Source organism: uncultured Bifidobacterium sp. (assembly GCF_959020145.1).
Lineage (GTDB): Bacteria > Actinomycetota > Actinomycetes > Actinomycetales > Bifidobacteriaceae > Bifidobacterium.
The window spans coordinates 1-11,622 of sequence record NZ_CAUEQY010000033.1 but is presented as its reverse complement, the minus strand read 5'-3'; the positions used below and the strand labels follow the sequence as shown (position 1 = coordinate 11,622).

Annotated in this window: 5 protein-coding genes and 1 pseudogene; all 6 read right to left on the bottom strand. The window is 58.6% G+C overall.

Features of this window, described 5'->3' with window-relative positions; all coding sequences use genetic code 11:
• Positions 1-269, bottom strand: a pseudogene (locus Q5H33_RS07170) (hypothetical protein); the annotation flags it as partial.
• A 101-nt stretch (positions 270-370) separates the two neighbouring features.
• Positions 371-1,246: a PP2C family serine/threonine-protein phosphatase gene (locus Q5H33_RS07165; RefSeq protein WP_302423763.1), complete on the bottom strand. Its 876-nt coding sequence runs from the start codon at positions 1,244-1,246 to the stop codon at positions 371-373.
• Positions 1,243-3,726 (bottom strand): transglutaminase domain-containing protein, encoded by a 2,484-nt coding sequence (locus Q5H33_RS07160; RefSeq protein ID WP_302423761.1) that lies wholly within the window; start codon positions 3,724-3,726, stop codon positions 1,243-1,245. Before Q5H33_RS07160 ends, Q5H33_RS07165 begins: the two co-directional genes overlap by 4 nt.
• Positions 3,723-4,925, bottom strand: a complete 1,203-nt coding sequence (locus tag Q5H33_RS07155) for a DUF58 domain-containing protein (RefSeq protein ID WP_302423765.1) — start codon at positions 4,923-4,925, stop codon at positions 3,723-3,725. The genes Q5H33_RS07160 and Q5H33_RS07155 overlap by 4 nt, the downstream gene beginning before the upstream one ends.
• Positions 4,926-5,032: 107 nt before the next feature.
• Positions 5,033-6,436 (bottom strand): MoxR family ATPase, encoded by a 1,404-nt coding sequence (locus tag Q5H33_RS07150; protein ID WP_174767758.1) that lies wholly within the window; start codon positions 6,434-6,436, stop codon positions 5,033-5,035.
• A gap of 60 nt (positions 6,437-6,496) precedes the next feature.
• The coding region (locus Q5H33_RS07145; RefSeq protein WP_302423758.1) for an Ig-like domain-containing protein at positions 6,497-11,622 on the bottom strand (5,126 nt) is incomplete at its 5' end.

Below are 11,622 nucleotides of genomic sequence, written 5' to 3'. Positions count from 1 at the left end.
GGCATCTGGTATTGCGTCTGTTCAGAAGCCGTCTCGGCCTCCTGCTGCATGATTCCGTCCTGTGGAACCGGCCACCCCATCGCGACCAGCTGCTGACGTGCGCGTTCGTCGCCGAACTGGGCGACCCAACGCTTCAGGCCTGGGTACGCACGCGGATTGGCAACCACATTCGCGCCGAATTCCGGATTTTCGTAAGCGATTTTCGCCAGGAATACGGGATCTGCGTTCGGATCCTGCACGGCCGCCACCGCGGCATCGAAATCGACCATCATGATCTCCTTATCTCGTGGTCTGTAAATATTGTATTGAAGACGCCGATATAACGTGACAAATCCGATTATTGACGATTGTCATTGCGGGAACATGCGCATTATTGGACGGCACGTAACGTTTGCAATGTGCTTTCCTGTAAATCGCCGATATCCTCGTGATCGTCGATTTTGCTGACGTTCCAATCGTCGTTTGCCGAATAATCCGATGATTTGCCGCATATATCAAGCACAATCACGGTGACGTTGTCGTTGCCGCCCGCGTCGAGCGCGGACTGCACCAGCATATCCGCGGCGACTTGCGGATCGCCATATGCGGCCGCCACATCGGCGAGCAGTTCCCGATCGATCTGCGCGTGCAGGCCATCCGAGCAGATGATGAAACGTCCCGTGGAGCGCGCCGCATACCAGTCCGGCTGAATGCCGTCAGGAGCGCCGACGCATTGGGTGATGATATTGCGCGGTACGCATTGGTTCGCCTCGTCCGGTAGCATTTCGCCGGTGTCGATGGCGTTCTGCCGTTCGGAATGGTCACGTGTGATCCGGGTCAGCGACTCCGCCATCCAATGGCCTTCCGCATCGGCGCGCATATGGTAGGTGCGTGAATCTCCGACATTGATGACGTAGCAGTACTCATCGATGGCTTGTTCATGCACGCTATCTTCAACGCGAGTCGGCAGCACCACGCCGGTGATGGTGGTTCCGGCGATGCCGCCAAGCTCCTGGCCAAGTTCGAGCACCTGTTGCTGCGATTGGCTCAACGCATGTTCGATGGACGTACGGTTGCGCGACGGCTGTTCGGCAAGCTGCGAGAAACATGCCGCCACCTGTGCGCTGGCCCGCTCGCCGCCTTTGCCGCCGCCCATGCCATCGCATACGACATATACGCCACGGCTGGCGAGAGCGTTGTCTTGGTTGTTTTTTCTTTTGCACCCGACATTGCTATTCAGGCCGGCCTCGATGCTACGGAAGATCATGAGTCCCGTCCTTTCTTACGATTGTGCTTCCGATCGCTGCCGTTGTTCCGCCTGCTGCGGTTGCTGCGGCAGTGGAAAACGTCGGCAAGCGAAAGTTTGGCACGCCATCGGCGTAACGTCGGCAATGACTTGAGCATGTACTTGCGTTCCTGTGCAATATCGCGCCAATACTGCTGCACATGCTCTTCGTTGACGAAATTACCGGAGAAGGCCGCGTAATCGGCTTGCGCGCCCAAAGCGAGCAAGGTCTCGCGGGAAATATCCATCTGATTCGCGATCGAAACCGCCTGTTCGCTGCGTGTGCCTCGAATGTCGAGTCCGCTTTGCCGTGCGAGCGCGGCGACCGATTGCCAGCCGGCTGCCACACGCTGCTGCGTGCTGCCGTGTTTTCTTGATCGTGCCAGTGCGATCGCTTTGATGGCGAGCAGGAGACCGCATATGATGAGCAGCGTCCATAGAGGGCTTCCGTAGATGGCTACTTTTCTTGCGATTCTGCCGAAATGCTGCCAGAACAGGTTGGCTGAGGTTTCGTCGGCCATGCTTCCGCCGATTGAGGACTTGCCTTTGGCCTGGGTGTCGTCGCGTAGCGGGTCGGTGAGTGGTACCGGGGGCTGGCGTACCAGGGTTTGCGGATTCGGTGGGGTGAGGTTCTGGTTTTCGTCGGGGACTTTGGTTTCCTTTGGCGTTGGATAGAATGCCACCCAACCGTAGCCGTCCAGTTTGATTTCCACCCATGCGGTCACGTCGTTGCCGGTGAATTTCGTGATGGTGGTTGTTCCTTGTTCTTCGGTGCGGCTTTCGCTGATTTCACCTTCGTCGTCTTTTGGCAGGAATCCGAGTACCACACGGCTGGGAAGACCTAGGCTGCGTGCCATCAATGCCATGGCGGAGGCGTATTGTTCACTGTCTCCGACCATGGCCGTTCCGGCGAGCAGTTGGTCGATGCGGTAGTTGCCGTGGCCTGCGGTTGACGGGTAGTCGCCGCTTAATCCGTGTGAGAACCAACCGGATTCTTTGAGCTTTTCGGCTAAGGCCTGGGCCGCTTCGCCGCCTTTGGATTGGCCTCCGGCGATGGCTGTGGCGAGTTTGTCTACGCAGTCGGGCACATCTTCGGCTTTTGGCTGGCTGATGGCGGCCGCGTCTGTTTTGGCGATCTGTTTGTCGGTGGGAACCGTTGGCATGATGCCGGTTTCCGTGTAGGTGAGACCTTCGGAGGTGCGTGAGGGGTAGATGGCCGACATGGTGTCGCTGTTGTAGTAGAACGAGTCGGAGTTTTCGCTGTTGTCGAATGTCACGCTGGATGCGGCTCCGGCCATGGGCAGCCAGTAGTCGCTGAGTCCTTTGTCCACGGTGAATGTGGCGGTGAATTTCTTGCCTTCGGCATTGTTGGTGATGGAGGTGCCGACACGTCGGTAATTGGAGGAGTCCGACGACATGGTGGAGTCGGACAGATTCCATACGTTGCCGTCGAAACGGTCCATGACCGCTAGTCGCACGCTTGATCCAGCGGGCAGGTTTTCGACGGTGAGGAGCACATCGTCCTTACTGTTTGTAATGTACGAGCGCATGCCGCTTAACGGACTGGTGTAATTGTACGGGCTAAGCGGCGGATCATAATGGTCGCGCAGAATGGTGCGGTCCTGATCGACGACGAGGCATCCTCCAATCGCCAATGCGACGGAAAGCACCACGATCACGACGGAACTGAGCCAACGTCCCAATTCCAGTAATTTCCAACGTGCGCTGATCCAAATCACCAATATGAGCGCCATTATGGTGCCTACGAACATGCGGTAATAGCCGGAAGATGAGCCGAGCAGCGCGCAAATCGCAAGATTGGCGGTAACGGGAATAATGGCGATCATGGTGAATCGGCCATCTTCAGTCACTGCGAAAATGCCGGTCAGTAGCGCGAACCACAGGCAGATGGTCCATACGGCCAGCAAACAGCCATCGGCGGTACCGGTAGGAGGTTCGACCGACAGAATGAATTTGAACGATCCGAGCATGTTCATCCAGCCTTGTGTAAGCGTGCGCAAGGTCGGAACAATATGGGCGATGGTGGTGTCGTTGAGGAACAGTACAGGGCCGACAACCAGCTGGGCGACGGCCATGAACAGCATCTGCCACCAGAGACGAAGTGCCGGAACCGTGCCTGCGAGCGCCACGAGAGATCCGATGATGGTGGCCGGAATGGCGGCGAGCGCCCAGGATGCGGCCGATCCGTAGACGTCGATGAGGTTGCTGGCGGCGGCGAGGGTGAGTAGGGCTGCGACGAGCAGGCTTGCGTATTGCGAGGCGCGTGTCCGGCGTAGGTAGGGGAGTGCCTGTGATTTGCCGTCTCGTGACATCCAGATGACGGAGTGTGTGGAGTCGGCCCATGAGCCGGTGCCGGTTCCGGTGAAGGTGTTGCCGAATCCGGTGGTGCGGCCGGTGTCGCCGGTGTTGGTGTTGTGGGTGGAAAGTCCTGTGGTGCTCATTCCAGTACCCCCATGATCATTGGGAGATCGTCTAGGTTTCCTACGGTCGCCAAGGTGAAATCGGCGTATCGTTTGATGGCGCGTGGCTGTCCGATGGCGGTTTGCAGTACCACGCAGGTTGCGGATCGGGGGAGTGCGAGCGCCATGCGTTTGATTTCGTCGATGTTTTTGAGCCTGCCGACGGTGATGTAGTAGAACGATGAGTCGGGGGCATGGGCGAGGGTGGTTTGCGCCAGATTCGGATTGTCGCTGATATCGGGGGAGATGGCGCTGCAGCCGTCAAGGAATTCCGTGGAGTTGCGTGGCATGATGTGTTCGGTTCCCGCGTGTGAGGTCACCGGTCGGTTTTGGAGCAGGCATTGCACGCCGATGGAGGCATGGACGGATACCGCCAGTTCGAATTCGTCGGAGCTCACATAGTCGTCGGGGTTCACGCTGATGGTCAATGCGGTGTCGGTGCGTCGGGTCGCCTCGTATTGACGGATCATCAGTGCGCCTGTTTTTGCGGAGCTGAGCCAGTGCACGTTGCGTACGTCGTCGCCTGGCTCGTATTCACGCAGTCCGTAGAAATCGAGGTCGTCGTCGACGATTTCGCCGCTTGGCTGGCCTTCGAGATCTCGCGGAATTCCGGCGTTGAGTGTGTTCAGCATAACGGTTTTCGGGTGGATGAACACGTTGATTTGGTCGACAAGTTTCTTTTCGTGTCGTACGAGTCCGAATGGGTCGCCTTTGCGTATGGACAGGGGACCGACCGGCAGTACCGCGCGGGAGACGGCGGTGAATTCCACGGTGGTTTGGCGTGATTGGCCGGCGGCGAGCATGGGGATGGCGAATCGTTCGTGGCTGTCTCCGATGGGCAGGTCGCCGCGTGCTGATGTGGTTGGCGTGCGCCCTGGATTGTCGACGCACACATCGACTTTCACCGTGTCTGACACGGTGACGCGCCTGCTGGACACGTCTATGGTGGCGGTGAACGACGTGTTGCCGAGCGACAGCATGATGGCGGCGACCATCATGCATGCGAACACGATCGCCATGGTCAGCAGTTCATGCCAGCTGAGGATTGTGAACGCTATGAGTGAGGCGATGGCGAGTCCGGTCACGGCCCATCCGAGCGGCGACACGTATGAGGTGACCAGTCGTTTGATGCGATGCTTGATGCGTCGCAGGGATCGTTGCATGGTTCTCCTGCGCTGCATGGTTTTGGATTGTCGCATGCTTGACCTTTCGGGGGTTTACGAACGTTTCGTGTGGGGTGTGCGCTTTGCGTGTGCCGTGTCGTACGCGGCTGGCTGCGCCGTGCGTTTCAGGCGGTGGCGCCCACGGTCGGTGAAGGCACTTCATTGAGGATCTGTTCGATCATCTGTTCGGGGGTGGATCCCGCGAATGTGGCCTCCGCGGTGAGCGTGATGCGGTGTGCGAGCACGGCGACGGCCAGTTGCTTCACATCGTCGGGCACCACGTATCCGCGATTGCTGGACGCGGCCCACACGCGGGCGCATCGGGTCAGTGCGAGCGCGCCTCGCATGGACGATCCGACTTGGATGCGTTCGTTGTGGCGCGTCGCTTCCACCAAGCGCACGATGTATTCGATGATCGCGTCGTCGAGACGCACGGTTTCGCTGATGGCGCGCATGCGCAGCACGTCGTTGCCGGTGAGCACCGCATGTACGGTGGAGGCACGGTCGATGACGTTGACCTGCTTGAGGATGTTCACGCTTACGTCATGGCTCGGATAGCCGATGGTTGTTTTGATGAGGAAACGGTCCATCTGCGCCTCAGGCAGTTTGTAGGTGCCGAGTTGCTCGATGGGGTTCTGAGTGGCGATGACCATGAACGGCTGCGGTACCGCATGGGTTTCGCCGTCGACGGTGACTTTCTGCTCTTCCATGACCTCGAGCAGTGCGGACTGCGTTTTTGGCGAGGCTCGGTTGATTTCGTCGGCGAGCACGATGGATGCGAAAATCGGACCTTCGCGGTATTCGAATTCGCCGTTCTTCTGGTCGTAGTAGGTTACGCCGACCACGTCGGACGGCAGCAGATCCGGAGTGAACTGGATACGTTTGAACGACATGTCGATGGAGTTGGCGAGGCCGCGGGCCAGCTGCGTTTTGCCGGTCCCCGGATTGTCTTCGAGCAGAATGTGGCCACCGACGATCATGGCGGTGGCGCATTGGCGGATCGGCTGTTCCTTGCCGACCACGACTTGGGAGACGTTGCCGACCAGTTGGGCGAACAGTTCATGGAATTCGGTGATGTCGGCCTGCGGCGCGGACATCATGGAAGAAGCCATGGCCGGCTGCGCGGGCTTGACGCTTGGTGCCGTAGTCTGCGGGAATTGGCGCGTTGCCATTACGGGAGCCGATTGCGATTGTGGTAGCGGCTGTTGTGTTGGAGCGGATTGCGTCGGTTGCGCCTGCATGGGCTGCGCCATTGGAACCGTAGGCCTCGTCGGCCTGGAAGGAGTTGCGTTATGCGTGCTGAGTACCGTGCCCTCCTCGTCGGCGTCGAACGTGTTGGCGGCGTAGTGGGTTGCGTTATGCGTGCTGAGTACCGTGCCCTCCTCGTCTCCGTCCTGTTCCTGCGGATGCGTCGGCAGGCTTGGAGCTTGGAATGCGGGGCGTGCCTGCGGATTGCCGGGCTGTTGCGGCTTGCTCATATGGCGCCCAATGGAACCCAGCTGGGTGGCGTCGTCGTTTTCGTTGCTCATAGGTACTCCTTGGTTGCTTCTATTGATCGTATTGATGATTGGTTGTGATGTTGAATTTGCTTATTTGACGGTGAATGAGATGCCTCGCGCCTGTTTTCCTGCCAACCCTGTTCGTAATGAGATGGCTGAAGCATTGGTGTCTATCGAGGATTGCGTCTCTCCATTATCAGGGGTTGGTCCCGGTTCCGGATCGGGGGTTTTCTCCTCGTATCGGACTCCGGTCACGGGATCAGAGCTTTTCTTGGTCGCATTGATTTCTGGTTCCCCGGCAGTGGTGATCACGCGAACCTCCCAATCGCATCTGGTACCGGAAGGACTGGTGATGTCGGAAACATCCAGTGTGCCGTTAGCTGGCCAATCGTAGGTATGCGAGCTTTCCCCTGCCGGAGTGATAACGATCTGGCCTTTGACACTTCGCCCGTGGGCCTCCCAACTACCGCCATTGACATGAATGATGTTGGCGTTCTGTGTATCCCACGTCAATGAGGATGGCAGTGTGATTTCCGCTGGCTTTTTGTTGCCGACGGTATTATCGGTAGCGATTGCTGGGTCGCTGAGATGTGAGGTGTCGATGAAGTACTGTTGCACGCTTACCGTATCGCAGGTGCTCCAATCACCGGAAAGCGGCCATTCGGCTCTGCTCTCATGAACATCATCATCGTAATAACCCTTGGCCTTTACAACGAAACCTGTGACGCGTCCACCTTTTCTGGACCAGGTCGCCACACATGTGTTGTTGTTGAGTTCCAGCTTCACATTGGTTGGAGGATCGACTGCTGTGAAAGTCGAAACGGACGCTTCGTTGCGCAATGAGCCACTGCGTTCCGTAACCACGGTAATCGTCGGCTTAAGTTTTCTGTAGTACCACTCGTTCTTAATGTCGAATTCGACGGAATAATCCTTGGCGCTTGTCTCCACGGATTTGTCTTCGCCCTCGATGCTTACCGTAATCGACTGGTATTTCGAGTTACGTGCGTCATTGATCCGCCCTCTCACCACGATCTTGTCGCCTGATTGATCGGCGGAAATAGTCGGATTGTCAGGCGTACCCCAAGGCGAAACGGCATTGGATGCCGTGGAGGGCTGGCTCCAGTTCACTTTGTTATGCGCCTTGACCGTGGCGGTATAGGATGCACCGTCGGTGATCGCATTGTCGTCGAATTTGAACGTGATGCTGGTGCCAGTGACTTCCTGGACCGGATTCGCCACATTCGGACCGCTCAACGTCACCTGATACTTGTCGACGGCGGAGAAATTACCCTCCAAAGCCTTCCATGTGACAGTGATGGTGTTCTTGCTAGCTTCGGCCTTCACATCGGTCGGCGTGTCCGGAAGCTTGTCAGGCGTGCCTTCCACGCCATTCGACTCCTTCGACCAGCCGACCTCATTCTTGGCCTGCACCTTGAACGAGTACGTCTTGCCGTTCTTCAAGCCGGTGATTTGGCAGGAGGTCACGGATCCGCACGATTTCTCGCCGGAACCGTCGCCGCCCCACGACACCTTGTATTCGCTGATCGGACTGCCGTTCGAAGAGCCGGCCGTCCAACTCAGATTCACCGCGCCATCCTGCGGGTCTCCGGCGATGGGGGAGAGCAGCGGCGCATCCGGCTTGTCCATCACCGAAACGTTGATGGTGCCCGTCACCTCACGTTCCTTCGTATTGGTGGCATCGCGCACGTTGACGATCACCTTGTTGGTGCTCGCGCCGATATCGGACGAGGCGCTGATCGACACCACACCGTTGGACGGGCAGTCCACGGTCAGCTTCGACGCGCCATCGGACGTGCATCCGGTCACGGTCAATGCGGAATCGGGGAACGGATTATACGCATCGGACAGCAGGTTCACTTCCTCACTGGATCCTGCCTTGACCTTCACGGTTTTCGCGTTGATGCGTGCCAAAGGCCTGTTGGAGGCCGTCACGCGAACCGTGACGCCCGCACTCACCGTGCCCTTCGAATATTGAATCGAAATCGGCACGCTCACCGTTGTTCCCGGCGAAGCGGTCTTGTCGGCGGACACGGTCAGCTTGCCGTTCGAACTCACTTTGGCGCTCACCTGGTCGGAATCGGTGCCACCCGAATACGTGTACTGCTTCTCATCGTCGTACAGGTCGGACGCCGAATGGGTCAACGCGGTCAGATCGATGGTGGTGGCGCTTTCTCCTGCGACCACGTCAATGGTGGACGAGGAGAACGTCGGCGCGGGCATGTCACGTCCGATCACGGTGATCGGCAACGTCAACACCGCCGAATTGATGATTTTCACATTATCGTTCTTGTCGCGTTTGCCATCCACCGCGGTGAAGGTGATGGACGCTGGACCGGAATAATCCTTTGATGCGGTGAACTTCAACGTCTGGTCGTTCACATACAGGTCGCCGTCCGCGGCCTTCGTGGCGCTCACCGAATCGGCGCCGTCCACATACGCGGTCTTGCCTGCGCCCACACGCACGTAATCGGCGATATTGATGGTGATCGTCTCGCGTGCGTTCACCTTCAAAGCCGGCGCCTTCGGTCGAAGGGTCGGCGGGAACACGCCGTACGCGGGCACTTGGATGAACGCAGTGGACGTGATGTTATACGTCGTGTTGGTCACGGTGTACGGCACGGCTCGCGCCTCGTCCGTCAAGTCCACGCTAATGGTCGTGGACTTGTCACCGCCCTTGACATGCGCATGGTCGGTGGCGGAATCATCCACGGCCACCTGCAGTTCGTCGGCGCTGCCGGAAGGGTTCGCGATCCATTGCGAAACGTCCACGTCGATGGATTTCTTATCGATCGTCGCGGAAGATGGCACACGGTAGTCGTATGCTGTCGGCGGTTCGATGGTGGCGTTGTCGTCCACGTTCACCGTCAATGTCGCGGTGTCGGACAATCCTGCCTTGTCTTTGACCGTATACACCACGTAATAGGTGCCCGCCTGCTGAGGAGTGGTGAAGGCGAGCGTATTGTCCGCCACGGTCACATTGCTGATGTCTTGCGATTCGACGTTTTCGCTGACGGCCAGGTCGGTGTTGTCTCCGGAGATGTCGTTTTGCGCCACGGGCACGGTTGCTGCGGTGTTGGGGCGCAATGTGATTTCGTCGTCGCGCGCGTATACGCCCGAGTCGGTGCCGGATGTGAATACGCCTACGCGGATTTGCGCTTGGGATCGTTGGCCGGTCCAGTCTTCGACGGCGTATGAGAAGGTGTCCGTTCCTGTGGAGTCGGCATAGGCTTCGTATACCAGGTAGGTGGCGCCGACTTCGCTGATGCGTCCGAGTGTCGGCGCCTTGTTGCCGAGACCGAGCAGCTGCACGTCGTCGCCGTCGGCGTCGATGCCGGTCAAGGTGATCGGGATCTGGACTTTTTGGCCGGCCGCGACTTGCGCCTCGACGTCGGATGGTGTTGGCGCAGCCTTGTTGGAAGCGTCTTTTTGATGCACGTTGATGGTGATTGTGGCGGATGCCGCGTTGCCGAGATTGTCTTTGACAGTGTACGTTACGGGGAAGGATCCGGTTTGGTCGGATGCTTGGTATCGTACGGTGTTGCCTGATACGAATACGAGTCCTTTGAACGTGTTTTTGTCGTATTGCAGGTCGTTTTGCAGGCTTACCGTGGTGCCGTCGGAGTAGGTCACGTGGTCGAGCACGTCGATGGAGACGATGCCGTCGGTGCGTACCTGCGTGGTGATGTTGTCGGCTTTCGGCACGGAGTTGGAGGTGGTCAGTGCCGGTGGCTGCAGTACGATCACGCCGGTTGACGTGCCTGCCGCGTTGGCGACGCTGTATTTGATCTGCACGGGCTCGGTCGGTACCTGCCGTGCGGTGATGTAGACGCGCTTGTTGCTTACGACGCCGGTTTTGATGCCGCTCGCCGCATCGGCGGTCACGCTGGTCACGGATAGCACACCACCCATCGGGTCGACGTCGTTAGACAGTGGTTCCACGATTGCGGTGTTGTCGGCGCCGAGCAGTGCCACGTCGTTGGCTGCGATGGGCTTGGCGGAGTCTCCGGTCACCGCCTGCACTTCGATGCGGGCCAGGCCGGTCGAGGGGATGGATCCTTGTGTGATGGTGTAGGGCACGTAGTAGGTGCCGGGGTTGGATGCGCTGAAGGTGAACGACATATCGGTGGCGTTCATGGTGGTGGATGCGCCGGATGGGGTTTCCACGGCGGTCAGCTGCGCGGGTTCGGCCGAGGTGCCATGCACGTATTGTTTGAGCGCGATGGTGGTGCGGGTGTCTGGCGTGGTCTGCTTGACGGCCGGATCGATCACCGCGGCCAGCGTGTTGGCCGGTTTCACTGAGAAATACACCATGCCGGTGCCGGTCTGCTGGCCGTCGGAAACGGTCACTTCGATGCCGGCGCGTCCGGAAGACATGGATCCCGCGTTGAACACGAGCTGCCCGTCGGCGCGTGTGGAAACGGTCACCTGGTCGGTGTTTTGCGGGGTTGCGGATACGAGGGTGAGCGGGTCGCCGTCGGGATCGGAGAAGCTGCCCAGCGCGTTGGTGGTGTAGGTCGCTCCTTGTTCCACGTCGATTTCCGGTGGCGTATCGGTTTGCTGGGGCGCGTTGTCGTCCCCGCCTACCAGTGTGAGGCTTACGTTGGCGTTGGAGGTTTGCCCGCGTCCGTCGGAGATTTCATAGCTGAACGATACGGATCCTTCGGATGCCGCGGAAGCGTCGAGCTGCAGATATCGTCCGTCGTATACGGGGGAAACGCTGATGTTGGCGCCGTCGGGGGCGCTTACCGAGGTGATGCGCAGTACGGAGCAGTCGGTCTGTTCGTCGTTGCGGAGCACGTCGAGGATCTGCTGCGATCCTGTTCTCGCGCCGAACGAATCATCTTCGGCTTTGATCTGGCCGGATTGCGACGAGCAGGTCTTGCTGAAATTATGCTGGTTGTTGGCGCTGTCGTTGTTCTGTTCCTGTTGCTTCGACTGTTTGGTTTCCACCTTGTTCCATTGGATTTTGATGACTTTGGTGGATTCCTGCGGATTCCAAACGTTGCCGTTGACCACGTCGTTGAGTATGACCAGACGATGGTTGGTGCGGAATATCAGTTCCGAAGTGACGTTGATGTTGGTCAGGGTGTCGAATGCCGTATCCGAACCGTCTACGGAGCACACTTTGGCGTAATTGTTGGCTTTCTGCGCCCATGCGGCGAACACGCATCCGCCTGTGGATACCGGCTGGGCGG

Excerpts from the sequence above, each read along its gene's own strand:
- Q5H33_RS07165 (WP_302423763.1), bottom strand. The coding sequence starts at position 1,246 with ATGATCTTCCGTAGCATCGAGGCCGGCCTGAATAGCAATGTCGGGTGC.
- Q5H33_RS07160 (WP_302423761.1), bottom strand. The coding sequence starts at position 3,726 with ATGAGCACCACAGGACTTTCCACCCACAACACCAACACCGGCGACACC.
- Q5H33_RS07155 (WP_302423765.1), bottom strand. The coding sequence starts at position 4,925 with ATGCAGCGCAGGAGAACCATGCAACGATCCCTGCGACGCATCAAGCAT.
- Q5H33_RS07150 (WP_174767758.1), bottom strand. The coding sequence starts at position 6,436 with ATGAGCAACGAAAACGACGACGCCACCCAGCTGGGTTCCATTGGGCGC.